Annotated in this window: 17 protein-coding genes and 1 pseudogene; 8 read left to right on the top strand and 10 right to left on the bottom strand. The window is 67.5% G+C overall.

The features are described from left to right. Positions 1 to 4: 4 nt before the first annotated feature. The gene (locus AC5P9F_RS05325; RefSeq protein ID WP_005410958.1) at positions 5 to 1,135 is read right to left on the bottom strand and encodes an efflux RND transporter periplasmic adaptor subunit; all 1,131 of its coding nucleotides are present in this window, start codon (positions 1,133 to 1,135) and stop codon (positions 5 to 7) included. Between the two features lie 117 nt (positions 1,136 to 1,252). Between AC5P9F_RS05325 and AC5P9F_RS05320 the strand changes: the two genes are divergently transcribed. The 3 genes from AC5P9F_RS05320 (at position 1,253) to AC5P9F_RS05310 (ending at position 4,092) form a co-directional block, all read left to right on the top strand. Next, positions 1,253 to 1,933 carry a TetR/AcrR family transcriptional regulator gene (locus AC5P9F_RS05320; RefSeq protein ID WP_005410959.1) on the top strand — a complete coding sequence of 227 codons (681 nt, stop codon included), beginning with the start codon at positions 1,253 to 1,255 and terminating at the stop codon, positions 1,931 to 1,933. Between the two features lie 136 nt (positions 1,934 to 2,069). Continuing rightward, on the top strand, positions 2,070 to 2,717 hold the full coding sequence (locus AC5P9F_RS05315) for a protein-L-isoaspartate O-methyltransferase family protein (protein WP_043034053.1): 648 nt from the start codon (positions 2,070 to 2,072) through the stop codon (positions 2,715 to 2,717). A gap of 16 nt (positions 2,718 to 2,733) precedes the next feature. Next, positions 2,734 to 4,092: a TolC family outer membrane protein gene (locus AC5P9F_RS05310; protein WP_005410961.1), complete on the top strand. Its 1,359-nt coding sequence runs from the start codon at positions 2,734 to 2,736 to the stop codon at positions 4,090 to 4,092. Between the two features lie 87 nt (positions 4,093 to 4,179). Here the strand turns inward: AC5P9F_RS05310 and AC5P9F_RS05305 are convergent, their stop codons facing one another. Together AC5P9F_RS05305 and waaA are read right to left on the bottom strand one after the other, a co-directional pair. Continuing rightward, positions 4,180 to 5,397, bottom strand: coding sequence for a hypothetical protein (locus AC5P9F_RS05305; protein ID WP_012481208.1), 1,218 nt, complete (start codon positions 5,395 to 5,397; stop codon positions 4,180 to 4,182). Positions 5,398 to 5,613: 216 nt separating this feature from the next. Then, positions 5,614 to 6,912 carry a lipid IV(A) 3-deoxy-D-manno-octulosonic acid transferase gene (gene waaA / locus AC5P9F_RS05300; protein WP_005414416.1) on the bottom strand — a complete coding sequence of 433 codons (1,299 nt, stop codon included), beginning with the start codon at positions 6,910 to 6,912 and terminating at the stop codon, positions 5,614 to 5,616. 60 nt (positions 6,913 to 6,972) lie between these two features. Between waaA and AC5P9F_RS05295 the strand changes: the two genes are divergently transcribed. Then, positions 6,973 to 7,890: an LpxL/LpxP family Kdo(2)-lipid IV(A) lauroyl/palmitoleoyl acyltransferase gene (locus tag AC5P9F_RS05295; RefSeq protein ID WP_005410964.1), complete on the top strand. Its 918-nt coding sequence runs from the start codon at positions 6,973 to 6,975 to the stop codon at positions 7,888 to 7,890. A 42-nt stretch (positions 7,891 to 7,932) separates the two neighbouring features. Here the strand turns inward: AC5P9F_RS05295 and AC5P9F_RS05290 are convergent. The 4 genes and pseudogenes from AC5P9F_RS05290 to AC5P9F_RS05275 all read right to left on the bottom strand — a co-directional run bounded on the left by AC5P9F_RS05290 (position 7,933) and on the right by AC5P9F_RS05275 (position 11,087). After that, positions 7,933 to 8,297, bottom strand: a pseudogene (locus AC5P9F_RS05290) (transposase). Positions 8,298 to 8,446: 149 nt separating this feature from the next. After that, positions 8,447 to 9,778: an O-antigen ligase family protein gene (locus AC5P9F_RS05285; protein ID WP_049460230.1), complete on the bottom strand. Its 1,332-nt coding sequence runs from the start codon at positions 9,776 to 9,778 to the stop codon at positions 8,447 to 8,449. Next, positions 9,759 to 10,874, bottom strand: a complete 1,116-nt coding sequence (locus AC5P9F_RS05280; RefSeq protein ID WP_049460229.1) for a glycosyltransferase — start codon at positions 10,872 to 10,874, stop codon at positions 9,759 to 9,761. Before AC5P9F_RS05280 ends, AC5P9F_RS05285 begins: the two co-directional genes overlap by 20 nt. A gap of 15 nt (positions 10,875 to 10,889) precedes the next feature. Continuing rightward, positions 10,890 to 11,087, bottom strand: a complete 198-nt coding sequence (locus AC5P9F_RS05275; protein WP_005410967.1) for a zinc-finger domain-containing protein — start codon at positions 11,085 to 11,087, stop codon at positions 10,890 to 10,892. Positions 11,088 to 11,508: 421 nt separating this feature from the next. Here AC5P9F_RS05275 and AC5P9F_RS05270 point away from each other — a divergent pair, with 421 nt between their 5' ends. Further along, a complete protein-coding gene (locus AC5P9F_RS05270) occupies positions 11,509 to 14,853 on the top strand; it encodes a GH92 family glycosyl hydrolase (RefSeq protein ID WP_164225648.1) in 3,345 nt (1,114 codons plus the stop codon). Beyond that, the gene (locus tag AC5P9F_RS05265) at positions 14,850 to 15,593 is read left to right on the top strand and encodes a basic secretory protein-like protein (protein ID WP_032966989.1); all 744 of its coding nucleotides are present in this window, start codon (positions 14,850 to 14,852) and stop codon (positions 15,591 to 15,593) included. The genes AC5P9F_RS05270 and AC5P9F_RS05265 overlap by 4 nt, the downstream gene beginning before the upstream one ends. A 562-nt stretch (positions 15,594 to 16,155) precedes the next feature. Here AC5P9F_RS05265 and AC5P9F_RS05260 read toward each other — a convergent pair. Together AC5P9F_RS05260 and AC5P9F_RS05255 are read right to left on the bottom strand one after the other, a co-directional pair. Then, positions 16,156 to 18,447 (bottom strand): NADP-dependent malic enzyme, encoded by a 2,292-nt coding sequence (locus tag AC5P9F_RS05260; protein ID WP_005410971.1) that lies wholly within the window; start codon positions 18,445 to 18,447, stop codon positions 16,156 to 16,158. Between the two features lie 231 nt (positions 18,448 to 18,678). Further along, on the bottom strand, positions 18,679 to 20,022 hold the full coding sequence (locus tag AC5P9F_RS05255; protein WP_005410972.1) for a dicarboxylate/amino acid:cation symporter: 1,344 nt from the start codon (positions 20,020 to 20,022) through the stop codon (positions 18,679 to 18,681). A gap of 332 nt (positions 20,023 to 20,354) precedes the next feature. On the opposite strand from AC5P9F_RS05255, the gene AC5P9F_RS05250 reads away from it, so the two are divergent. Then, entirely contained in the window at positions 20,355 to 21,524 is a 1,170-nt protein-coding gene (locus AC5P9F_RS05250) for an OprO/OprP family phosphate-selective porin (RefSeq protein WP_005414426.1), read from the top strand. Positions 21,525 to 21,590: 66 nt separating this feature from the next. Continuing rightward, a complete protein-coding gene (locus AC5P9F_RS05245) occupies positions 21,591 to 24,233 on the top strand; it encodes a hybrid sensor histidine kinase/response regulator (RefSeq protein WP_087802431.1) in 2,643 nt (880 codons plus the stop codon). A gap of 558 nt (positions 24,234 to 24,791) precedes the next feature. Here AC5P9F_RS05245 and AC5P9F_RS05240 read toward each other — a convergent pair. Next, the gene (locus AC5P9F_RS05240; RefSeq protein WP_005414428.1) at positions 24,792 to 25,442 is read right to left on the bottom strand and encodes a response regulator; all 651 of its coding nucleotides are present in this window, start codon (positions 25,440 to 25,442) and stop codon (positions 24,792 to 24,794) included. Positions 25,443 to 25,444 lie beyond the last annotated feature (2 nt).

The raw sequence follows: 25,444 nt of genomic DNA, 5'->3' as shown, positions 1-25,444 counted from the left end.
CGGCTTACTCCTTGGCCTTGGCGGCAGCGGCCGGCGCGGCCGGCTTCAGCACCGGGCGGTTCTGCCGGTCCACGGCGATCACCGGCTGGCCCGCTCGCAGCAGGTGGCCACCGGCGGCAACCACCCAGTCACCCGCGTTCACGCCGGACAGCACCGGCACGGTCTCGCTGCCAAACGCACCGGTGGTGACCGAGGCGGCCTTCAGCGTGCTGTTGGCCGGATCGACCACCCACACGCTGGCGGCACCGTTGGCACCGCGCTGCAGCGCGCCCAGCGGCAGCTGCAGGGTACCGTGGCGACCGGCGCTGCTGTAGACGCGTGCGCTCTGGCCCAGTTCGACATCGGCCAGCGCATCGGCGGCCAGGCTGACGCGGGTGGCATAGGTGCGTGCCTGCGGATCGGCGGCGGCGGCGATCTCGCGGATCGTACCGGGCAGGCGCTGGCCCGGGCGGTTCCACAGTTCCACCTCGACCGGCTGGCCGACCGCGTAGTCGCGGATGGTCGCCTCGGGCAGGTCGATCAGCACTTCGCGGCCGCCATCGGCGGCCAGGTTGAAGATGGTCTGGCCGGCGGACACCACCTGCCCGGCTTCGGCCTCGCGGCTGGCGATCACGCCATCGGCCGGCGCGCGCAGCTGCGCGTAGTCGGCCTGGTTGCGCAGCACATCGAGGTTGGCGCGGGCCGCATTGGCCTGGCCCTGCGCGGCCTTGAACGCCGCGGACTGCTGGTCCAGCTGCGAGCGGCTGACCAGTTGCTGGTCGGCCAGCACCTGGTAGCGCTTCAGGTCATCGCGGGCACGCACCAGGTCGGCCTCGGCCGCAGCCAGCTGCGCCTGTGAGGCACGGGCCTGCAGCGCGAAGTCAGCCACGTCCAGTTCGGCCAGCACGTCGCCCTTCTTCACCCGCTGGCCGGCATCGACGTGGCGCTTGACCAGGTTGCCTCCGACGCGGAACGACAGCGGGCTTTCCTGACGGGCACGCACCGTGCCCGGGAATGCCGCCGGCGCCTGTCCGGCCTGTTCGCCGGGGTGAACCACCAGTACCGGCACGGCCGCCTGCGGCGCCTGTTCCTGTCCCGAACAGGCTGCCAGCGCAGCCACCCACACCATACCGCCCATCCAGCGCACGATCTTCATCGGTCAACGTCCTGAAAACGCAGGGTTGCAACAAGGGGGAGCCGCGACTGCCGGCCCAATTTAATAAACCGGCCGGTATAGTATAAATATCGAACCGCTTGGTCTAGTATTGTTGCGATGAGTTCTTCCACTTCCCGCAAGCCGTCGGCCAAGCCCGCTGCCAAGGCCGCCGGACCCGGGCGCCCCAAGGATCTGGGCAAGCGCGCGGCGATCCTTGAAGCAGCCAAGGTACTGTTCATCGAACAGGGGTATACCGGCGTGAGCATGGACGCCATTGCCGCCCAGGCCGGCGTCTCTAAGCTGACCGTGTACAGCCACTTCGGCGACAAGGAGACCCTGTTCTCCGAGGCCGTGCAGTCAAAGTGCATTGAAATGCTGCCCGATGCCCTGTTCGTGGCCGACGCGGACGGCCCGCTGCGCGACCAGCTGATCGGCATCGGCCTGGCCTTCTTCGAACTGATCACTTCCGATGCGGCGATCTCGATCCAGCGCATGATGATGGCGCCGGAGACCGACGAACGCCTGCGCGAGCTGTTCTGGAAGGCAGGACCGGAACGTACCTGCGAGGCCCTGGCTGACTTCCTGCGGGCACGCGCCGAGCGCGGCGAGCTGGAAATCACCGACTATTCGCTGGCTGGCGAGCAGTTCCTGACCCTGGTCAAGGGCGAAGTGCACATGCATATGATGTGCGGCATGCCACTGTCACCGGTGGAGTGCGACCCTCTTGCCCACGTGACCGCCAGCATCGACTTCTTCCTGCGCGCCTATGCGCCGCGAGGGGCCGGGACGGCTGAATAACCAAAACTGAACGAACCGGAGGTCGCGATGACTTCCGGCACTGCGACCCCGGCCACCCGGCAGCTGATGCTCTGGGCGCGCCGCCGGCCTCCGGCACCGGTAAAATGGCCGGCCCACTGCGCTGGATTTGAACCTCATGACGATTGATTACGCCCACGCCCGCGAACTGATGGTGGAACAGCAGATCCGTCCCTGGGACGTGCTGGACATCAAGGTGCTCGACGTCCTGGCCCGCCTGCCGCGCGAGGCTTTTGTCGCCGATGCACACCGGGCGCTGGCCTACGCCGATGTCGAACTGCCGATCGGCCACGGCCAGAAGATGATGAAGCCGGTCATCGAGGGCCGTACCCTGCAGGCACTGGATCTGCAGCCGGGTGACGAAGTGCTGGAAATCGGCACCGGCAGCGGCTTCCTGTCCGCCTGCATCGGCGCGCTCGCGCGCGACGTGCTGAGCCTGGAGATCGACTCGGAGCTGGCCGCCGCCGCGCGTGCCCGCCTGGACGCCTCCGGCCTGGGCACCAACGTCCGCGTGGAAGTGGCTGACGCCCTGTCCTGGCAGACCGAACGCCGCTTTGACGTGATCTGTGTCACTGGTGCGGTCGACGTGGTGCCGTCACAGTTCGCCTCGTGGCTGCGTCCGGGTGGTCGCCTGTTCGTGATCCACGGCCGCTCGCCGGCGATGGAGGCCCTGCTGGTCAAGGCCGACGGCAGCACCGAGTCCCTGTTCGAGACCGATATCGATTACCTGCGCGGTGCCGCCCCGGCACCCCAGTTCCACCTCTGAGTCCAAGGAAGCCGCAATGATCCGCCGATCCCTCGCTGTTGCGCTGGCCACTGCCCTGCTGCCGTTGTCTGCCCATGCCGCCGACCTGCTGCAGGTCTACGAAATGGCGCGCAACGGCGATCCGCAGCTGTCTGCCGCCGAATCGACCCGGCTGGTCGACAAGGAAGGCGCCGTGCAGGCGCGCGCCGCCCTGCTGCCGCAGATCAACGGCCAGGCCACGCTGAACCGCACGCGCAGCGAGCCGAACGCCGACATCAACTCCGGCTCGTTCACCAACAAGCGCCGCAATTACACGATCGATGGCAGCCAGACGCTGTTCAACTGGACCCAGATCAACAACCTGCGTTCGCAGCGTGAGCTGAGCAAGGCGGCGGACTTCACCCTCGAATCTGCCAACGACAGCCTGATCGTGCGCACCTCGGCGGCCTACTTCAACGTGCTGGTGGCGATCGAATCGCTGAACGCCGCACAGACCAATGAAGCGGCTGCGAAGAAGCAGTTCGACTTCGCCGACAAGCGCCTGGAAGTGGGCCTGGCGCCGATCACCGACGTGCACGAAGCACGCGCCCAGTACGACCAGGCGCGTGCCAACACCATCGTTGCGCAGAACACCCTGGCCGATAACTACCAGGCCCTGACCGAACTGACCGGCCAGCCGGTGGTCAACCTGCGCGGCCTGCCGGCCGACTTCCGTCCGGAAGTGCCGGCCAACCGTGGCAACATCGATGAGCTGGTGCACCAGGCCACCACCCAGAATCCGGCGCTGAAGGCGCAGGAACTGAAGGTGAGCGCCGCCGAAGCCGGCGTGCAGGCCGCGCGTGGTGGCCACTACCCGACCCTGTCGCTGGGCGGCAGCTGGGGCAAGACCGCAACCTGGGGCGACAGCACCGGCTCCGGCTCGCTGTCCCCCGATGCCCGCACCAACAGCATCGGCCTGACCCTGAACGTGCCGATCTTCGCCGGCGGCGCTACCCAGTCCGGCGTGCGCCAGGCGCTGGCCCAGCGTGACATTGCCCAGGACGGCTACGAGCAGCAGAAGCGTGCCCTGGACCGCAACACCCGCAATGCCTACCAGACCCTGGTACAGGGCATCAGCGAAGTGGAAGCCCGCCGCCTGGCGGTGGTCTCGGCACAGAGCGCCTATGACGCCTCGCAGGTCGGCCTGGAAGTCGGTACCCGTACCGTGCTGGACGTGATCCAGAACCAGCGCATCCTGTTCTCGGCGCAGCTGGACTACGCCCAGGCCCGTTACACCTTCCTGCAGAACCGCCTGCTGCTGAGCCAGTCGCTGGGTGCGCTGGACGTGGCCGAGCTGCAGGACGTCAACCGCCTGCTGACCCAGGACGCGGGCAACCCGGCAACCACCACGCACTGAGTCGTCAGCCTGCCGGTCACGAAGAAGCCACCCGCGAGGGTGGCTTTTTTGTTGGTCGCGCGGACGGAAGCATGCACCCACCGACCGTCAGCCGGGCCAGACCCGCATCCGTTCGACTGCGGCCAGCAGACACAGTGCGATGGCGACGGGAGCCAGCACCGGCAGGGCGCGTGATCGCGGTGCCCGTCCGCGCAGCACGGCCACGCACACGGCCCCCATCACCAACAGGGTTGCCGGACCAGGCAGTACCGGCAGGCTGCCCATGGGCGCCCACAACGCCAGCAATGCCGCCGACAGGACGACGGCAACCGGCACCAGTCTCTCCCGGAACTCCAGGGATCGGTCACCTGCCGTCGGCCACAGCTGCATCGCCACCCGCGCAGCCAACATCAGCAGTACCAGGATGAGCGCCACCAACCCTGCCACTCCCGCCAGCGGCAGCAAGGGCATCACCCAGTACAACTGCGGGTGATGCTGCAGGGCGACCGACAAAGGCCGCGTGCTGGCCAGAGCCGGAAATTCGACCAGGCCCGCCTGCAACGCGGCCAGTACGATCAGCAGCACCATGGCCAGCAGCACGCACGCCGGCAGCAGCGGCGGCCGTGCCCTCGCCTGCCTGCCGATGCCAGGAAATCCCAGCGCCAGGCCAACGGTGGCGAACACACCGTACAGCGGCACGCTCGCCGCCAGTACACCGCCGATCCCGAAGCGATAGGGTGCCGTTGCTGGCGGCAGCCATGGAATCCAGTACGCGTAGTGCACATGGCGGGCTGCCAGCACCAGCAACAGCAGGCCGGCGCCGACCTTCACCGTCAGCAGCACGCAGGCAACCAGCACCACACGGTGTGGCCGCAGCAATCCGACCACTGCAAGCAACAGCAGGCTGGCAGCAGCCATCAGTTGACCCGGCATCCCGTTGCTGGCCTCGATTCCACAACCAGCCAGCAGTACATGCAGATGGTTGGCGACGGACTGCGCAACGCCAGCGGCAGTCACCACCAGTTCCAGCAGCAGCGCGCCACCGAGCAGAACGGCCGGCACGCCTCCCCAGCAGTCCCGCACCACGCCATGCAGGCCATCGGCAGCGGGCCTTTGCTGGTTCAGAACGTGCAGGCAGTACAGCAGCGGCCCTGTGCCCAGCGCGGCCAGCAGCAGGCTCAGGACGATGGCCGGGCCTGCCTGGGCTGCGGTGTGCTGGCCGACCAGCGCGACCACGCCGCCTCCCAGCAGCAAGGTCAGTGCCACCACCACAAGGCGATCGCCGTACCCGGGCTCATCGATGCCGGGGCTGCTGTCGCTGTCCATCGCAAGTTCCCTTGATATCCGCCCAAGCGCGGTCGACAGCAGACTGACAGCCTGTGCCGGGAGGCGGTATCGGAATACGCGCCATGCGCATCACGATGTGACGGCAGGCACGTTGGCAAGGAAGCTCACGGTCCCGCTACGACAGATTCCAGGTCGCTAAGCAGAATTGACGCGGTCTTTCACGACAGTCACGTCGCGTGCGCCGGCCCTTCGGACTCAGCGGCAAGGTGGCGGCAGATGCGGTCCGACCAGCGCCAGCGTACGCTGCAGGGCACCGCGTCCGTTGCTGATCAGCGTGCAGCCTGCCCGCGCCATGTCCTCGCGTGCCTGCGGATCTTCGAGCAGGTGCTGCAGCAGTTCGCCGACCGCCTGCACGTCTTCGCCGATCAACAGCGCGCCCGCCTCGCGCATGCGGCGGGAAATTTCCGAGAAGTTGTGCAGGTGCGGGCCCGTCACCGCAGCGGTGCCCATCGCCGCCGGCTCCAGCAGGTTGTGGCCACCGATCGGCTGCAGGCTTCCACCGACAAACGCCACCTGCGCGCAGGCATAGAACGGCATCAGCTCGCCCAGGGTATCGATGACGAACACATCGGTTCCAACCTCCGGCCACTGCTTCGCGCGCCGGGTTGCCACGTTCCAGCCCTGCTCCCGCGCCAGCGCCTCCACCTTCGGGAAGCGCTCGGGATGCCGGGGCGCCCACAGCAGCAACAGGTCGGGGTGCTGCCGGCGCAGGCGCCGATGCAGATCGATCACCGCCTGTTCTTCACCATCATGGGTACTGGCGGCGATCCACACCGGCCGCCGGGCCGGCACGCGGGCATGGAACTGCTCGACGAAGCCCTGCACGTCCGGCGTAGTGATGTCGAACTTCAGGTTGCCCAGCGCCTGCACCTGCTCCGGCGCGGCACCCAGCTGCACGAAACGCTCGGCATCGTCCTGCGACTGCGCGGCCACGCAGGTGACCGTGCGGAGCGCGCGGCGGATCAACGCCGCCAGCAGCCGGTAGCCCCGCAGCGAACGTGCCGAGAGGCGCGCGTTGAGGATGTAGACCGGAATGCCACGGTCACGGCAGCCGAACAGCATGTTCGGCCACAGTTCGGTTTCCAGGATCAGCGCCAGGCTGGGCTGGAAGTGGCCGAGGAAGCGGTTGACGCTGCCGGGCACGTCATACGGCAGGTAGACGTGGTCCAGGGCGTCGCCCCACAGCGCACGCACGCGCTCGGAGCCGGTCGGGGTGATGGTGGTGATGACCCAGCGGATGTCCGGGCGCTCCTTGCGCAGCGCGTTCACCAGCGGCGCAGCGGCATTGACTTCGCCCACCGAGACCGCGTGCAGCCAGACCCGCGGTTGGCCGGTGGGCTGGGGATAGGAGGCATAGCGCTCATCCCAGCGCCGGAAGTATTCACGGACCCGGAAGCCGCGCCAGACCAGGTGGTACACGGTGATCGGCAGCAGGATGTAGAGCACGACCGAATACAGGCCGCGCAGGATCCATTCGACAGGGTCTTTACGCATGCGGCAAGGATACGGGAGCCCCCCGGGAAAGACACGCGGCCGCCTTGGTAGAATGGGCCAATGTCCGATGCCACCACCGCCGTCCGCCCGTCGCTGCGCGATCCCCGCAACTGGCCGATGTTCGCCGCCATGCTGGGCGCCTTCGCCATCGCCCGCCTGCCGTGGATGCTGCAGCGTGCGCTGGGCCGGGGCGTCGGCTGGATCACCTGGCGCCTGCTGGGCAGCCGTCGCCGCGCCGCCGAGGTCAACCTGCAGCTGTGCTTCCCCGAGAAGGACGAGGCCTGGCGCCAGCGCCTGGTGCGCGACAGCTTCGATGCCCTGGGTGTGGGCGTGTTCGAGTGCATCCGCGCCTGGTGGGGCAGCATCGACAGCATCCGCCCGCAGGTGCAGATCGAAGGACTGGAACATCTGCGGCAGATGCAGGCGGAAGGTCGTGGCGTGCTGCTGGTGTCCGGCCATTTCATGACCCTGGAAATGTGCGGGCGACTGCTGTGCGACTACGTTGATCTTTCAGGCATGTACCGCAAGCACAAGAACCCGGTGTACGAGTGGGCGGTGAAGTTCGGCCGCCTGCGCTACGCCAAGGCAATGTTCGCCAATGAGGACATCCGCGCCACCGTGCGCCACCTGAAGAAGGGCGGCTTCCTCTGGTACGCGCCCGACCAGGACATGCGCGGCAAGGACACCGTGTTCGTGCCGTTCTTCGGCCACACCGCTTCGACCATCACCGCCACCCACCAGCTGGCGCGGATGACCGGCTGTGCGGTGATCCCGTATTTCCATCGCCGCGAAGGCGGGAAGTACTTCCTGAAGATCGGCGCGCCACTGGAGAATTTCCCCAGCGACGACGTGGAAGCCGATACCACGCGGGTCAACCAGGCCATCGAAGAGATGGTGCGCGAGGCGCCCGACCAGTACCTGTGGATCCACCGCCGCTTCAAGCGCCAGCCAGGCGGGCGGAGCGATTTCTACAAGTAGATCCACGCCATGCGTGGATGCTCTTCGATTCCGTGCCGGGATTCACAACGGCCAGCGGCACCAGGCGTACGGGTACTCCCCCACCACGCACGCCAAGCCCGCACGGACCGGATTGGCCAGGATGTACATCGCCTTCTCGTGAAGTGATTCGTCGGTCCGCACTGCATGGTCGTGATAGGCGCGCTGCCACTGCGCAGTTCCATCAGCCAGTGCAGATGGTCGGGCATCACCACCCAGGCGAGATTGTGGCGGAAGCCCCTACGCTCGACGAAGCGCAGGGTGTCGATCAGGATCGCCATGTTCGCCGCATCGGCGAACAACGGTTCACGGCCAAGGGTTGCCGTGGTCAATGAGTACACGTTGCCGGATCGGGAATATCGACCGTAGCGGAGTCTTGGGCTGGCCATGCCTCGAGCGTACGATACGCATGGAAACACCGGTGGGGGTGGGTTACCTGTGTTTGCGTCGGGAAAGCTCCATCCACGCATGGCGTGGATCCACCACAGCAATCTCCGTTCGGTACGCGCAGTAGAGCCACGCCATGCTGGATGGACGATCACACCGCCGTCGGCGTGTCGTCCGCGTCGCGCGCCAGCAGGCTGCCGGCGAACAGCGCGGCCAGCAATACGGTCAGGCCACCCCAGAAGGCCGAATAGAACGCCAGATGGGTGTTCAGCGGGAACACGGTCACCGCCAGCGCCAGCATCGCCGGACGCGCGCGTTCGCGGGCCATTGCCGGCGCGTAGCGCCATGCGCGCCAGGCCTGGGCCACGGCCGCCAGCCACAGCAACAGACCAATCACTCCAGTCTCTGCGAGGATTTCCAGCACGATCTGATGGGCATGAAGCGCCGGGGCATTGCCCCACACGGCCGGCCCGTCCTCCGCCACGCAAGCGGGATAGGCATCGCGGAAACCACGTGCACCCACGCCATTGATCGGGTGCTCTTCAATCATGCAGGCGGCGGCTTCCCAGATCCGCGCGCGCCCTGACAGGGCCTCGTCGACACCACGCTCACCCCCATCCAGGGCCATGGCCGTTCGCGCGAAGCGCTCGCGCAGCTGCGGCACGCTGGCGGTCAGCGCACCGGCGCCGAGCACCGCCACCAGCGCCAGCGCCGCCAGCCGTTTCCAGCCGAACTGGCGCACGCCGCTGTAGGCCAGCACCAGCGCGAAGGTGATCCACGAGGCGCGCGAACCGGCCAACAGCAGCACGCTGCCCAGCGCTGCCGCAGCCAGCAGCCAGCCCGTATTGCCAAAGCGCCGCGCGGCGGGCAGCAGCAGGAACGGCGACAGGCTGGCCAGCACCTGGCCGAACTTCAGGTTGCACGGTCCCAGTGCGCCACTGAGGCGATCTGCCAGTGCGGCCTCGTCGGCCGGGCACAGTGCGTGGCCACTGACCGCCAGCTTCAGGTGTTCCAGCGACCAGAACCATGGGCTGGTGCCGGCCACCGCCTGCACCAGTGCATCCAGCGTCCATGCGCCGGTGATCAGTGCCAGCCCCGCGAAGGTCAGCCGCCGCCGCTCCGGCGTAGCCACCGCGATCGCCACCAGCCACATGAAGGGCAGATAGCGCAGGCCCGCAGCAGCCTTGGTCCACGAGGCCGCCGGATCGATCGCATCGAATGCGGAGAATGCCTGCGGCAGCCAGTAACCAAGGAACAGGATCGAAGTCAGTGCCCAGGCCGCCGTGCTCAACAGATGCGGGCGGCGCTGCAGGCGGCGCGTCACCATGCGCACCGCCGCGTACAGCGCGCCGAGGCCCAACACGGTTTCGGCGATGCCTGGCAACGGCCACATCGCCACGTACGCCAGCACCCACCAGGGCGTCCAGCGCCCGGCGCGGTCGTCGCGCACGATGACGGCGGGGTCAGCCGGCGAGGTCGGCATAGAGGCGGAGGGTATCGCGCTGCATGGCCTGCAGGGTAAACGGGATGCGGGTCGGCAAGGACGGGGGCTGGGCCAGCAGGGCCAGCGCACGTTCACCCAATGCCCGCGCATCGCCGAGCGGCACGGCACCTGCGGGTTGCAGCTGCCGAAGCAGCTCACCGACGCCACCATGGTCCCAACCCAGCACCGGCCGGCCCACCGACAGCGCCTCGACCACGGTGCGGCCGAACGCTTCGGGCTTGTCCGACAGCTGCAGTACCAGGTCGCTGGCCGTGTAGGCCTGGGCGATGCGTGCGGTCGGCGTGCTGATGTGCACGGCCTCGGCCACGCCGAGCGCGGCCGCCTGCCGGCGCAGGTCGGCCACGTAGGCTTCACGGCCGGGTTCATCGGTGCCCAGCATCCACAACTGTGCCGGCACGCCGGCGGCGCGCACATCCGCCAGCAGCTGCAATGCGTGTGCGTGGCCCTTCAGGCGGGTGCCACGCCCCGGCAACAGCAGCAAGGGGCCTTCAACCTGCGCCAGCCATGGGTACTCTGCCGCAAGCGCCATCCGCGGACGGCGATCGGCACGCGCCACGCGCGGGAACTGGGCCACATCGACGCCACGCGGAATCACCTGCAATGCCTGTTCGGGCACGGTCGGGTAGTGCCGCTGCACGTAATCGCGCACGGTGTTGGACACGCAGATCACGCGTTCGCCGCTGGTCATCACCGCGCTGTAGCGGCTGGGCGAATTCAGCCCATGCACGGTGGTCACCCAGTGCGGGCGTTGCGCGGCAGGCAGGGCACGGATTGCGTACAGGCCCAGCCAGGCCGGCAGCCGCGAGCGGGCATGCACGATGTCCGCACCAACCTCGGCAAACAAGCGGCGCAGGGTCGGCAAGTGGCGCAGGGTCAGCAGCGACTTGCGGCCGATGTCCAGGCTGAGGTGCTCGGCACCGCTGTCGAGCAGCGGCTGCACCAGGCGGCCACCGGCGGAAACCACCAGCGCGCGATGGCCGGCGGCGACCAGGGCCGCAGCGATTTCCAGGGTCGAGCGCTCGACGCCGCCGGAGTGCAGCGCCGGCAGCAACTGCACCACGGTCAATCGGCGCATCGAAGGGGCGGCCGCTTAGTCGGCCAGCACGAACACGGAACCGCAGTACGGGCACTGCGCTTCGCCATTGGGCTCGTCTTCGATCGGCAGGTACACGCGCGGATGCGAGTTCCACAGCGCCATTTCCGGGGTCGGGCAGCTCAGCGGCAGATCGCTGCGGTGCACGGTGTAGCGCTTCTCGGCGTTGGCGGGCGCAGTGGCGGTATGGCTCATGGCGGATGTCGATGAACGGGTTGCGAGGCCTGTGATTCTAGCATCCAGGCCGCCCCGACATTGCGCCGCAACGGGTGTTTGGGCGTACCGGGCCGATTCCCTGCGACCTTGCATGCCACTTCGGGATGAGGTGCCGGTGGGAATTCCCGACCGATCCTGCAGATTCACCCCGGGAAACCACCGACAACGATATTTACCGCATTTGGATCGAACTAAATGGCACTTGTCAGGTTGCCACGGCTGTTGCAGGATCGGGCCAGGTCGTGAACCGGCCTACCCCAATCCGACCCGATCGCATGGCCCGCCCCCACCGGACCGGCATCGCCTCTTCCACTGCCATCGCGGCGGGCGGAGCGATGCTGTCCGTGGTGTCCGCCGATGCGGGTTCTGCCCGCCGCCAGCCCTTCCGGGAGACCCTTGCATGACCCTGTCCGATCCACGCCGCGCCCTGCTTCCGCTCGCCCTGGCCCTGGCCTGTGCGACTACCGCGATGCCGGTGCTGGCACAGGGACTGCAGAGCTCGTTCGAGCCGGGCCAGCCGGCTCCGGAACCGGCCGCAGGCGCATTGCAGGTCACGATCGGCAACGGCCCCGCTGCGCCCTACGCCGCCAAGCGCAATGCCGGCTACAGCGGCCTGCACGCACTGCGCTACAGCAGCGAAGGTGGCAATGCGCGGCGCGAACTGTTCAAGGCGGACGTGACCATCGAGGCCGATACCACCCTGTCGTGGTTGGTGCTGCCGGAGATCGTCGGCAAGGACACCGTGGCTTCGACCTATGTGTCACTGGACCTGCTGCTGGACGATGGCAGTCGGGTTTCGGCCGGCACTGCACGCGACCAGCACGGCGTAGCGATCGGCGCACGCGCGCAGGGCGACTCGAAGACGCTGTACCCGCAGCAATGGGCGCGCAAGGCGGTGCGGCTGGGCGATGTGCCCGCGCTGAAGGGCCGCCGCGTGGTGGCGATCGAACTGGAGGTGGCCAGTGCCGACGGCGTACCGGTCTCCGGCTGGATTGATGACGTTCGCCTGGACACAGTGCCACGGCAGCAGCCAGCGCGCGTCTCCGACTGGGTGCTGACCACCCGCGGTACCCAGGCCAACGGCACCTTCTCGCGTGGCAACAATTTCCCGGCCACGGCGGTGCCGCACGGGTTCAACTTCTGGACCCCGGTCACCGATGCCGGTGCGCTGAACTGGCTGTACCGCTGGAACGAGCAGAACGACGCGCAGAACCGTCCGCAGCTGCAGGCGCTTGCGCTGAGCCACCAACCCAGCCCGTGGATGGGCGACCGCCAGACCTTCCAGGTGATGCCATCGGCCAGTCGTGGCGTGCCGGAGGCTGACCGCCGCAAGCGTGCCCTGTCGTTCGACCGCGGCCATGAAAGCGCCCGCCCTTACCGCTACGACGTGCGCTTCGACAACGGCGTCGCGGCATCGATCGCGCCGACCGACCATGCCGCGCTGTTCCGCTTTGACTTCCCGGAGGACGGCGACGCCAACCTGCTGTTCGACAATGTCGATGCACGCGGTGGCCTGACTCTGGACGCCGCCACGCAGACGCTGTCCGGCTACACCGACACGCGCAGTGGCCTGTCCAACGGTGCCAGCCGCATGTACGTGGTGGCCAGCTTCGACAAGCCGTGGCGCAGCAGCGGTCGCCTCGACACCGGCCGCCCGACCGGTTACATCAAGTTCGATGCCGGCAGCGACCGGCGGGTGACCATGCGCATCGCCACTTCGCTGATCTCGGTGGAGCAGGCACGACACAACCTGGCGCTGGAAATCACCGCCACCGATACGCTGGAGAGCGTGGCCGGCCGTGCGCAGGATGCATGGGACGCACGCCTGGCCCGCTTCGACATCGGCGATGCCAGCGACGACCAGAAGACCACGCTGTATTCCAGCCTGTACCGGCTGTTCCTGTACCCGAATTCCGGCCATGAAAACGTGGGCAGCGCCGCCGCACCGGAGTGGCGCTACGCCAACCAGGCCAGCGCCAGCGATGACAACACCGAGGGCAGCGCGACCCGCACCTTTGCCGCCGTGCGCGATGGCAAGGTGTTCGTCAACAATGGCTTCTGGGACACCTTCCGCACCACGTGGCCGGCCTACGCGCTGTTCACGCCCGACGATGCCGGGCAGATGGTGCAGGGTTTCATCGAGCAGTACCGCGCTGGCGGCTGGATCGCGCGCTGGTCGTCGCCGGGCTACGCGGACCTGATGGTCGGCACCAGCTCGGACGTGGCCTTCGCCGATGTGTGGCTGAAGGGCGTCGGCGGCTTCGATCCGGGCGAGGCCTACGCCGCCGCGCTGAAGAACGCGACCGTGGTACCACCCGACCGCCATGTCGGCCGCAAGGGCATGGACCGTTCGACCTTCCGGGGCTACGCCAGCGCCGACGTGCATGAGGGCATGTCGTGGACGATGGAAGGCGCACTCAATGACTTCGGCATCGCCAACATGGCCGATGCGCTGGCCAAGCGCGCGGCCACGCCGGCCGCACGCGAGCGCTACAGCACCGAAGCCGACTACTTCCGCCACCGCGCTGCCAGCTACGCGACGATGTTCGACCCTGCCGCCGGCTTCTTCCAGGGCCGCAAGGCGGATGGCCGCTGGCGCGTGGACGCCAAGGACTACGACCCGCGCGTGTGGGGCCACGATTACACCGAATCCAACGGCTGGACCTTCGCCTTCACTGCCGCCCATGACGGCGAAGGCCTGGCCGCGCTGTACGGTGGCCGCGACAAGCTGGCGGCGAAGCTGGATACCTTCTTCGCCACGCCGGAAACCGCAGACCCGGCACTGGCCGGCTCCTACGGCGGCACCATCCACGAGATGACCGAAGCGCGCGACGTGCGCATGGGCATGTACGCGCACAGCAACCAGCCGGCGCACCACATCCCGTGGATGTACCTGTATGCCGGGCAGCCGTGGAAGACCCAGCAGCACGTGCGCGAGATCCTGTCGCGGCTGTACGTCGGCAGCGAGATCGGCCAGGGCTATCCGGGCGATGAGGACAACGGCGAAACCTCGGCATGGTACGTGCTGGCCTCGCTGGGCCTGTACCCGCTTCGCATGGGCGCCCCGGAGTACGTGATCGGCTCGCCGGCCTTCGAACATGCACGCGTGGAGCTGCAGGGTGGCGCGGTGCTGACCGTGAACGCGGCCAACAACTCGCGCGAGAACGTCTACGTGCAGTCGCTGAAGATCAACGGCAAGCCGTGGACGAAGACCTGGGTGCCACACGACCTGATCGCCAAGGGCGCGACCCTCGACTTCGTGATGGGACCCCGTCCCTCGCGCTGGGGCAGCGGCGTGGACGATGTGCCGCGCTCGTTGACCGCGCGCGGCCAGCGCCCGCAGCTGCTGCACGACCTGCTCGGCAGCGGCGCGAAGGCGACGCTGGCCGATCGCCGCGCCCTGCCCGCACTGGTCGATGACGATGCGAGCACCACCGTGGGCCTGGGCGGCGGCGCAACCATCGCGCTGACCGGACTGAGCGACGGCACGCCGACGATGTACACGCTCACCAGCGGCGACGGCCGCATCCAGGGCGGTGAGTGGACGCTGGAGGCGCGCAACGGCGGCGGCAGCTGGACCGTGCTCGACCAGCGCAGCGGCGAAGACTTCGAATCCGCCCGCCAGACCCGGCCGTTCCGCATCGCCAGACCCGGCCGCTACAGCGAATACCGCCTGCGCCTGGCGGCACCGGCACGGCTGCCACTGGCGGAGATCGAACTGCTGGCGGCCGGCACCGTACAATGAGCCGCATGCGCTACCGTCTTCTGCCTCTGGCCCTTGTTGCCCTGTCCTTCTCAAGTTTCGGCCAGACCCAGGCGTTCGATACGCAGCTGACCCGCGACGGCGTGACGCTGAACTACCAGGACGCCCGTGGCGCCCTGGCCGCGCCGCAGCGCAAGCGGGTAATCGATACGTTCTTCTTCGCCTACCTGCGCGAACGCGCGGACTTCCACCCGGCCGCGCCGGCGATGGTGCGCATCGTGATCGATCCGGCCTACACCGGCATCGCCTTCGTCGGCGACAAGGACCAGGCAGCGACGATCACCATCAACCCAGGCTGGTTGGCGCAGCACCCGAACGACATCGACCTGGTCACCCATGAGGCGATGCACATCGTGCAGGGCTATCCAGGTTACGGCGATGCACGGGTGCCGGGCTGGCTGGTGGAAGGCATCGCCGACTACGCACGCGACCGCTACGGCATGGACAATGCCGCCGCAGGCTGGGTACTGCCGGGCAAGGTCGAGAAGGGGCAGAATTTCGACAGCGGCTACCGGGTGACCGGTGCGTTCCTGAAATGGGCCGAGGCCGAGTATCCCGGCCTGGTGCTGGCGCTGGACAAGGCCCTGCGCGACGGCCGCTATACGCCGGCGCTGTGGCAGAAGCACACCGGCAAGGCACTGCCGGCGCTGTGGACGCAGTACGCCAAGCCGCGTTCGGATGCACCGCCGCCGGCACCAGCGCGCCGCGGCAAGCGGCGCTGACTGGGCGATCAACTGGGTATTGCGGCGACTGGGTATTGCGGCGACTGGGTAGAGTCGACTGTTAGTCGACTGCCTTTCGTACAGCCCCCGAAAACCCCGCGCTTCGCGCGATAGTCGACCAACGGTCGACTCTACCTCGCTGCGTCTACGCCTCAGCGCGACTGCACGAAGCCGGCGTACAGCGCGAACAGCTGCTGGAAGTACCGCCGCGTCACTCGATTGCGCATGACACCCTCGCCCATGGAAAGTTGGTCGGGCCCAGGGTGGGAAGGCCGGTCCGGTCCCTTCCCACGGCCAGGCCGCGTGGACGTATTGGGCCGCAACGGCGTTGCAGGGACATGACCGGGTTGCGTAGCGCGTGTGGCAGCGGTGGGACCGGCGTTGGGACCGGTATCGGGACCGGTAGAGTCGACTGTTAGTCGACTATCGCGCGATCGCGCGGGATTTTCGGCGTCCGAATCAAGAGCAGTCGACTAACAGTCGACTCTACCCGTTTCCGCTTTGCGGAAACAGAAACGCGCCCCGTGGGGCGCGTTTCTGCAGCTGTCGCTGAAAAGAAGGTTTACGCCTTCTTTTCCGCTTCCAGCTGCTTGCGAATCTGCGCATCCACCGCCGCAATGGCGGTCATGTTCAGGATCCGGCGCGAGGTCGCGCTGGTGGTCAGGATGTGCACCGGCTTGTTCACGCCCATCAGGATCGGGCCGATCGCCACGCCGTCGGTGAACACACGCACCAGGTTGTAGGCGATGTTGGCCGCTTCCAGGTTCGGCAGCACGAACAGGTTGGCGCGACCCTGCAGGGTCGAGCCCGGCAGCAGCTTCTGGCGCAGCGCTTCATCCCATGCGGTGTCGCCCTGCATTTCACCGTCCACGTTCAGACGCGGGTTGCGCTTGAGCAGCAGCTCGCGCACCTGGCGCATCTTCAGCGCGTCCTTGGAATCGTGGCTGCCGAAGTTGGAGTGCGACAGCAGCGCCACCTTCGGCTCGATGCCGAACAGCTTCATGCGGTAGGCCGCCTGCAGGGTCGCTTCGCACAGCTGCTCGGCGGTCGGGTCTTCCTGCACGTGGGTATCGACGAAGAAGAACACGCCCTGCTGGTTGATCACGCCTGTCATCGCAGAGGTCGAGGTGACCTTCGGCTCCAGCGGCAGCACGCTGCGCACGTAGCCCAGCTTCTTGTGGAAGCGGCCGACGATGCCGGTCAGCATCGCATCGGCTTCGCCACGGGCCACCATCACCGCCGCGATCAGGGTCGGGCGCGAACGCATCAGGTTCTTCGCCGCGGCCACGGTCACGCCACGACGGCCGGTCAGGCCGTGGTAGTACTGCCAGTATTCGTTGAAGCGCGGGTCGTCGTTGATGTTGGTGACTTCAACGTTCTCGCCGATCTTCAGGCGCAGGCCGAGGCGCTCGATGCGCGATTCGATCACTTCCGGGCGGCCGATCAGGATCGGGTGCGCCAGGCCGTCGTCGACCACGTTCTGCACCGCCTGCAGCACTACTTCCTCTTCGCCTTCGGCATACACCACGCGCTGCTTGTCGCTGCGCGCGCGGTCGTAGACCGGCTTCATCATCAGGCTGGTGCGGTAGACGAACTGGGCCAGCTTGTCACGGTAGGCGCCCATGTCCTCGATCGGGCGCGAGGCCACGCCCGAGTCCATCGCGGCCTGGGCCACGGCGGCCGACAACTCCACCAGCAGGCGGCGGTCGAACGGGCGCGGGATCAGGTATTCACGGCCGAAGCTCGGCGTCTCGCCACCGTAGGCCGAGCCCATGTCGGTGGCGGCACGACGTGCCAGCGCGGCGATGGCACGCACGCAGGCGATCTTCATTTCCTCGTTGATCGCGGTGGCGCCCACGTCCAGCGCGCCGCGGAACAGGTACGGGAAGCACAGCACGTTGTTGACCTGGTTCGGGTAGTCCGAACGGCCGGTGCCGATGATCGCGTCAGGACGCGCGGCGCGCGCCACCTCCGGCATGATCTCCGGGGTCGGGTTGGCCAGCGCGAAGATCACCGGGTCCGGCGCCATGGTCTTGACCATGTCGGCAGTCAGGATGCCCGGTGCCGACAGGCCCAGGAAGATGTCCGCGCCGTCGACGATCTCGGCCAGGGTGCGCTTGTCGGTGTCGCGCGCATAGCGCTGCTTTTCCGGATCCAGGTCGGTACGCCCGGTGTGGATCACGCCCTCGCGGTCGAAGGCCAGGATGTTTTCCGGCTTCAGGCCCAGCTGCACCAGCATGTTCACGCAGGAAATGCCGGCTGCGCCCATGCCCGTGGTCGCCAGCTTCACGTCTTCGATCTTCTTGCCGGTGATCGCCATGGCGTTGAGCACGGCCGCACCGACGATGATCGCCGTGCCGTGCTGGTCGTCATGGAACACCGGAATCTTCATGCGCTCGCGCAGCTTGCGCTCGACCACGAAGCACTCCGGCGCCTTGATGTCTTCCAGGTTGATGCCGCCGAAGGTCGGCTCCAGCGAGGCGATGATGTCGACCAGCTTGTCCGGGTCGGTCTCATCCACTTCGATGTCGAACACATCGATGCCGGCGAACTTCTGGAACAGCACGCCCTTGCCTTCCATCACCGGCTTGCCGGCCAGCGCGCCGATGTTGCCCAGGCCCAGCACCGCGGTGCCATTGGAGATCACCGCCACCAGGTTGCCGCGGGCGGTCAGCTCGCTGGCCTGCTGCGGGTCGGCCTTGATCGCTTCACAGGCGTACGCCACGCCCGGCGAATACGCCAGCGACAGGTCGCGCTGGGTCAGCATGGGCTTGGTAGCGGAAACCTTGATCTTTCCCGGCGGGGACATCCGGTGGTAATCGAGGGCGGCCTGTTTGAAATCTTCGTTGGACATCGATGTGGGTTACATGAATGGGCAGAAGGGACAGGGGATGATACCCCCGTTGGAGCGTCTGGACCTGTCGCTATCCTGTCGCAGGCATGCTGCGACTGCACAATTCCGTGCCGTATGCGACGGTACCGGGATGCCAAGCATCGGCGCCCCCGATGACAGCCATGGGACGCCCTGAAACGCCGCGGGGCCGTACCACTGTCGTGATCGGCCCCGCGGTACCACACACCTGGGTCAGCCCTTGGCCGGCAGCGCCTCGGGCAGTGCGTCCACCGGCGGCGGCAGCTCGCTTTCGCGGCCATCCAGCGCCAGCTGCAGGCGGTTGCGGTCCAGCGCGCCTTCCCAGCGCGAAACCACCACGGTGGCCACCGCATTGCCGATGAAGTTGGTCAGCGAGCGGCATTCGCTCATGAAACGGTCCACGCCCAGGATCAGCGCCATGCCGGCCACCGGTACCTCCGGCACCACGGCAAGGGTGGCGGCCAGGGTGATGAAGCCGGCACCGGTGACGCCGGCCGCACCCTTGGAGCTGAGCATGGCAACCAGCAGCAGGGCGATCTGGTGGCCCAGGGTCAGTTCGGTGTTGGTGGCCTGGGCAATGAACAGTGCCGCCAGGGTCATGTAGATGTTGGTGCCGTCCAGGTTGAACGAGTAGCCGGTCGGGACCACCAGGCCCACCACCGACTTGCTGCAACCGGCGCGTTCCATCTTCTCCATCAGCGACGGCAGCGCCGACTCCGACGAGGAAGTGCCCAGCACCAGCAGCAGCTCGGCCTTCAGGTAGCGCGCCAGCTTGAACACCGAGAAGCCGCACAGTCGGCAGACCACACCGAGGATCACCGCCACGAACAGGAACGCGGTGAGGTAGAACGAGCCCACCAGCCACGCCAGGTTGACCAGCGAACCGACGCCGTACTTGCCGATGGTGAAGGCGATGGCGCCGAAGGCACCGATCGGGGCGGCCTTCATCAGGATGTGCACCAGCTTGAACACCGGGGCGACCAGCGCCTCCAGGAAGTTCAGGATCGGCTTGCCCTTCTCGCCCACCGAGGCCAGCGCGATGCCGAACAGCACCGCGATGAACAGCACCTGCAGGATGTTGCCGTCGACGAAGGCGCTCACCAGCGTCTTCGGAATGATGTCCATCAGGAAACCGACCAGGGTCAGGTCGTGCGACTTCTCGACGTAGCTGTGCACCGCGGTCTGGTCCAGCTCGGCCGGGTTGATGTTCATGCCGGCGCCGGGCTGCACCACGTGCGCCACGATCATGCCCACGATCAGTGCCAGCGTGGAGAAGAACAGGAAGTACGCCATCGCCTTGGCGAACACCCGGCCCACCGTGCGCAGGTGGGTCATGCTGGCGATGCCGGTGACGATGGTGAGGAAGATCACCGGCGCGATGATCATCTTCACCAGGTTGATGAAGGCATCGCCGAGCGGCTTCATCTTCTCGCCGATCAGCGGTTCGTAGTGGCCGAGGATGGCGCCCAGGACGATCGCCACGATCACCTGGAAATACAGCTGGCGATAGATCGGCAACGGCTTTGCAGGCGCCGGGGCTGCGGTCGGGATGTGCATGGCGGACTCCGGAAGTGGCGTTTTCAGGCACGTACGGCCCCGGGACAGCACGGGAACCGTTACCGTGGAAACTGATCGCAGGCCCTGTGCTGCATGCGCAGGAGGTGCGACCAATGGACGCCTTTGTACGCGCCGGGCACGCCGGCGCAGATAACCTATTGGTACTAGCCCCCCGGTTCAGGTGGCGGCGATGCCTACACTGGCGCCGCACCGCCCGATCCTGGGGAGGCCGGTGGCCCGTGCTGAACGGCCGGGCGCGTCATTGCGAAAGTTTCGGCCCCTGCGGCCGTTGTTGTCCTGTCCACACGCAATCTGAGAGAGCCGCACCCAACATGCGCCCGATTCCCACCTTGCTGGCCCTGTCGCTGGCCGCGCTTCCCGCCTTCGCTTCGGCTGCCGATTTCGACAACTGGCCGACCAAGTACGCCTTCGGCGACGGCACCGAGTTGGCCGCTACCGCCAACATCGCCTACGACTACAACGATTTCTCCTCGGGCAGCGGCCTGGAGGACGACGACGCCGTGCGCCGCAAGGAGTTCGGTGCGACGCTGAAGAAGAAGGGCGTCTACGACGCGATGGTCTACTACGACTTCCAGTCCGATACCTGGCTGGACGTGTTCGTGCGCTTCGAGAGCAAGGCCTTCTTCGGCCGCGACATCGGTCGCTTCCGCTTCGGCTACATGAAGACGCCGGTCGGCCTGGATGCGAACACCTCTTCGCGCGCCGGCAGCTTCCTGGAAACCGCACTGCCCGTGCAGGCCTTCTACGAAGGCCGCCGCACCGGCGTGGAATGGGTGCTGGAGCGTCCGCAGTACCTGCTGCAGGCCGGCGCCTATGGCGGCAAGGACCTGCAGGGTGACAACCCCGGGACCACCCAGGCAGTACGTGCGGTGTGGACCCCGGTGAAGGCGCCCGGTGACGTGATCCACCTGGGACTGGCCTACTCGCAGGAAAATCCGCGCGGTTACAGCGATGGCCGTGACGTGCACCACGAGGCCAGCGCGCGCCTTCGCGCACGCCCGGAAGCCGGCCTGACCGACATCCGCTACGTCGATTCCGGCGCCCTGGTCACCGCCGACCAGATCCGCCGCACCGGCCTGGAAGGCATCTGGATCCGCGGCCCGTTCTCGCTGCAGGCCGAAGCCCTGCGCGCCACGGTCACCCGCCATGACGGCAAGCCCGACTACACCGGCAGCGGCCAGTACGCGATGGCCAGCTGGGTGCTGACCGGCGAGTCGCGCCCGTACAACGCAGGTGCCGTGGCCAACATCAAGCCGGCGCACGACTACGGCGCGGTGGAACTGGTGGCCCGTTACAGCCGCATGGACCTGGACGATGGCAGCATCCTGGGTGGCCGCCAGCACGACCTGACCCTGGGCGCGAACTGGTACCTGACCAGCCACTTCAAGTTCCAGGCCAACTACGTGAAGGTCGACGCCAGCCGTCGCGGTGTGCACAGCACGCCGGAGATCTTCGAGCTGCGCGCGCAGATGCACTTCTGACCCCTTCCACGTCAGATCCCGGCGGGCGTGCACGTCACGCCCGCCGGCCCTGCGTAGACTGCCGCCATGTACTGGCTCAGCCGCCACCGGATGCTGTTGCTGACCATCCTGGTGATGGTCGGAGGCACCGTGCTTTGTGCGGTCGCCGCCGGCCACTACGCCTGGCGGCGCGCCCTCGGCGAGGAAAGCAGCCAGGTGCAACGCCAGCTGCAGCTGTACGGCCAGGGCCTGCAGCAGCGCATCGACCGCTTCGGCACGTTGCCGCAGGTACTGGCGCTGGATCCGGATCTGCTGCACGCCCTGCGTGTGCCGCCCTCGCCCACCGAACAGCAGCGGCTGAACCTCAAGCTGCAACGCGCCAATGAAGTCACCCGTGCCTCGACCCTGACCCTGGTCGGCCACGACGGCGTGGCAGTGGCGGCCAGCAACTGGGACCAGCCGACCAGCAACGTCGGCGAGAACTACAGCTACCGCCCCTACTACCGGCAGGCACTGGCGCAGGGCCGCGGCCGCTTCTACGGCATCGGCATGACCACCGGCGTACCCGGCTACTACCTGTCGCAGGCCATCGAGGAAGATGGCAAGCGGCTCGGCGTGGTGGTGATCAAGGTCGAGCTGTCGGCGCTGGAACAGGAATGGTTGAGCAGCCCGGACGTGGTGCTGGCCAGCGACGACCATGACGTGGTGTTCCTGGCCAACCGTGACAGCTGGCGCTACCGCCTGCTGCGCCCGCTGGGCGCCGATGAGCGCCGCGAAATGCTGGACGCCCGCCAATACGCCGACCGCGCATTGCAGCCATTGCGCGCGCGTACTGAAGACGTGCTTGCCGATGGTGGCCGCATGGTGCGCCTGCTCGATCCCGCACTGCCGCAGCCGATGCTGTGGCAAAGCCTACCGCTGCCCGCCGAAGGCTGGAACCTGCATCTGCTGCACGACGCCAGCGCCGCCACCGCCGCCGGTCGCGCGGCCGCCCTCACCGGCGGTGCCGCGTGGCTGGCGCTGGGCTTCCTGGTGCTGTTCGTGCAGCAGCGCCGACGCCTGGCCAAGCATCGCCTGCGCAGCCGCCGCGAACTGGAAACCCTGCTCAAGCAGCACGCACAGGAACTGCGCACCGCACAGGATGGCCTGCTGCAGGCGGCCACCGACGCCGACAGCGGACTCAGCCGCAGCCTCGAACACCTGCCGCAGGGCGTGGTGGTGATCGACCGCGAACTGCGCCTGGTCGCGTGGAACTCGCGCTACCTGGAACTGTTCCGTTTCCCACAGGATCTGGTTCGCGTCGGCCGGCCGATCGAGGAACTGTTCCGCTTCAACGCACGCCGTGGCCTGCTCGGTCCGGGCCCCGTCGATGAAGCAATCGAGCGCCGCCTGAACCACCTGCGCAGCGGCCGCCCGCACATGCGCGAGAGCGAGAAGGACGACGGCACGGTGCTGGAGATCCGTGGCAATCCGCTGCCTGACGGCGGCTTCGTCACCAGCTATGCCGACATCACCAGCTACAAGAACGCCGCGCGCGAACTGCGCTCGTTGGCCGATGCGCTGGAGCACCGCATCGCCGAGCGCACCCATGATCTGGAAGAAGCACGCCGCGAAGCCGAGCAGGCCAACCGCTACAAGACCCGTTTCGTTGCCTCGGCCGTGCACGACCTGCTGCAGCCCCTCAACGCGGCGCGCATGTTCGTCTCGGTGCTGCGCGGCAAGCTGAGTGACCCGGCGCAGCAACAGACCAGCGACCACATCGATGCTGCATTGGCCGCGCAGGATGCGATCCTCAACAGCCTGCTGGATATCGCGCGCCTGGAATCGGGCAGCCTGCCCACGCGCGTACAGGCGTTCCGGCTCGGGCCTTTGCTGCAGACGCTGGCACGCGAGTTCGGCATCGCCGCGCAGCCACGTGGGCTGGTGGTCGATTGGGTCGATACCGCTGCGGTGGTGGTCAGCGATGAAGCGCTGCTGCGCCGCATCCTGCAGAACTTCCTGTCCAACGCATTGCGCTACAGCGAACGTGGCCGCGTGCTGCTCGGCTGCCGTCGCCGCGAAGGCCTGCTGTGGATCGAAGTTCACGACCAGGGCCCCGGCATTCCCGATGCACTGCAGGGCGAGATCTTCGAGGAGTTCCGCCGCCTGCACGACGGCCAGCAGCGCGGCGCCGGCCTTGGCCTGGCAATCGTCGACCGCATCGGTCGGCTGCTCGGCCACCCGATCCGCCTGCGCTCGCAGCTGGGCCAGGGCAGCGTGTTCGCGGTGGGCGTGCCGTTCGGCGAAGCCAGCGCGATTCCCGCTACTGCTCCTGTGCCGGTGCTGGTGCAGGAACCGGCCGCGGACAATCCGCTGCGCGGTCGCCGGGTGTGGGTGATCGACGACGATCCGCACGTCTGCGCCGCCAGCCGCGCGCTGCTGGAGCGCTGGGGCTGCGAGGTGGCGCTGGCCGACGGCCCGCAGGCGGCGCTGCAGCTGGCGGCAACAGGCGCGGTGCCGGAGCTGGTGCTGCTGGATGTGCGCATGGGCGATCACCACGGGCCGGTGCTGTACGAGACGCTGGCCGAGTTGTGGCAAGCGCGCCCGCCGGTGGTGCTGGTCACCGCCGAGCGCGATGCGGGATTGCGTGAGATGGCCGGCGAGCGCGGTTGGGGAATGATGGCCAAGCCGGTGAAGCCGCCGGCGCTGCGGGCGTTGATGAGCCAGTTGTTGATCCGGCATCGCGGGTAGTTTCCAGCCAATGGCGCAGCCCCTCGTGGGTGGTCGCACAAAGCAGTTCATCGGTGGGGCCGGGCAGATGGGCTGCACAGGGGCCGCTGCAAGTACGTCCCTGTAAGCTCGGTCGCCGCATCCATGCGGCTCACGCCCCTGTGCAGCCCATCTGCCCGGCCACGGACACGTTCCGTGCGCGTCCACCCTCGGAGAAGAAAAAAGATCAAAAGCGGGTCGCGCGCTGCGCTTGCTCGTGTAGAGCCAAGCCCATGCTCGGCCTCACGGACGGGCCGGAAAGCAGCCGAGCGTGGGCTCGGCTCTACGAAAAATGGCCTGCCAGGCTGCCTTTGCTTTTGATCTTCTTTTCTCTTCCGTGGGTGACAGGCCACCGAAATCTGTCAGAGGCCGGTCGGGTTGGGTGCGCGGGGGTGTCAGCCGCATGGATGCGGCTGCCAAGCCTCCAGGGACGGATTCACGGCGTCCCCCGCGCACCCAACTCGACCGGCCCGCTCGCAGCTTCTGCTTTCAGCGACCAACCCAAACCCACCCACGAGGGGCTGCGCCGTTGGCTGGAAACTACAACCCGATGCCGGCGTCGCCCTCAGGCTCCAGCGCCTTCACCAGTACCGCCGCCTGTGTGCGGCTGTGGCATTCGAGCTTCTTCAGGATCGCAGTGACATGTACCTTCACCGTGTTCTCGGCCAACCCCAGCGTGTAGGCGATCTGCTTGTTGAGCAGGCCATCGGCCAGGCACAGCAGCACGCGGAACTGCTGCGGGGTCAGCTGCGCCAGACGGCTGGCCAGCAGTGCGTCGGCCTCGGAGCGTTCGGCGGCCATCGCCGGGAACCACAGGCCACCATCGAGCACCGCCTGCACCGCCTCGCCGATGGTCTCGGCCGGGGCGGACTTCGGGATGAAGCCAGCGGCGCCAAACTGCTGAGCACGACGGATCACCCGCGGATGGTCGTTGGACGAGAGGATCACCACCGGAATGTCCGGATGCGAGCCGCGCACGTGCAGCAGCGCGGAAAAACCGTGCGCGCCGGGCATGGTCAGGTCCAGCAGCACCAGGTCCACATCCGGGTGGGCATCCAGCGCTTCGGCCAATGCCTCGGCGCTGGCGACCTCGCGCACCTGCGCCAGCGGCAGGCTCTGCCGCAATGACTGCACCACCGCCGAACGCAGCAGCGGGTGGTCATCGGCGATCAGGATGGTGTATTCGCTCATGC

The organism is Stenotrophomonas sp. YJH_SMC_4 (assembly GCF_059371575.1).
Note: the sequence above shows the minus strand (reverse complement) of the source record. Positions and strands in the feature narration are given on the sequence as shown.

Excerpts from the sequence above, each read along its gene's own strand:
- AC5P9F_RS05245 (WP_087802431.1), top strand. The coding sequence starts at position 21,591 with ATGTACTGGCTCAGCCGCCACCGGATGCTGTTGCTGACCATCCTGGTG.
- AC5P9F_RS05260 (WP_005410971.1), bottom strand. The coding sequence starts at position 18,447 with ATGTCCAACGAAGATTTCAAACAGGCCGCCCTCGATTACCACCGGATG.
- AC5P9F_RS05320 (WP_005410959.1), top strand. The coding sequence starts at position 1,253 with ATGAGTTCTTCCACTTCCCGCAAGCCGTCGGCCAAGCCCGCTGCCAAG.
- AC5P9F_RS05265 (WP_032966989.1), top strand. The coding sequence starts at position 14,850 with ATGAGCCGCATGCGCTACCGTCTTCTGCCTCTGGCCCTTGTTGCCCTG.
- AC5P9F_RS05295 (WP_005410964.1), top strand. The coding sequence starts at position 6,973 with ATGTCCGATGCCACCACCGCCGTCCGCCCGTCGCTGCGCGATCCCCGC.
- AC5P9F_RS05325 (WP_005410958.1), bottom strand. The coding sequence starts at position 1,135 with ATGAAGATCGTGCGCTGGATGGGCGGTATGGTGTGGGTGGCTGCGCTG.
- AC5P9F_RS05275 (WP_005410967.1), bottom strand. The coding sequence starts at position 11,087 with ATGAGCCATACCGCCACTGCGCCCGCCAACGCCGAGAAGCGCTACACC.
- AC5P9F_RS05270 (WP_164225648.1), top strand. The coding sequence starts at position 11,509 with ATGACCCTGTCCGATCCACGCCGCGCCCTGCTTCCGCTCGCCCTGGCC.
- AC5P9F_RS05305 (WP_012481208.1), bottom strand. The coding sequence starts at position 5,397 with ATGGACAGCGACAGCAGCCCCGGCATCGATGAGCCCGGGTACGGCGAT.
- AC5P9F_RS05280 (WP_049460229.1), bottom strand. The coding sequence starts at position 10,874 with ATGCGCCGATTGACCGTGGTGCAGTTGCTGCCGGCGCTGCACTCCGGC.
- AC5P9F_RS05285 (WP_049460230.1), bottom strand. The coding sequence starts at position 9,778 with ATGCCGACCTCGCCGGCTGACCCCGCCGTCATCGTGCGCGACGACCGC.
- waaA (WP_005414416.1), bottom strand. The coding sequence starts at position 6,912 with ATGCGTAAAGACCCTGTCGAATGGATCCTGCGCGGCCTGTATTCGGTC.
- AC5P9F_RS05250 (WP_005414426.1), top strand. The coding sequence starts at position 20,355 with ATGCGCCCGATTCCCACCTTGCTGGCCCTGTCGCTGGCCGCGCTTCCC.
- AC5P9F_RS05315 (WP_043034053.1), top strand. The coding sequence starts at position 2,070 with ATGACGATTGATTACGCCCACGCCCGCGAACTGATGGTGGAACAGCAG.
- AC5P9F_RS05310 (WP_005410961.1), top strand. The coding sequence starts at position 2,734 with ATGATCCGCCGATCCCTCGCTGTTGCGCTGGCCACTGCCCTGCTGCCG.
- AC5P9F_RS05240 (WP_005414428.1), bottom strand. The coding sequence starts at position 25,442 with ATGAGCGAATACACCATCCTGATCGCCGATGACCACCCGCTGCTGCGT.
- AC5P9F_RS05255 (WP_005410972.1), bottom strand. The coding sequence starts at position 20,022 with ATGCACATCCCGACCGCAGCCCCGGCGCCTGCAAAGCCGTTGCCGATC.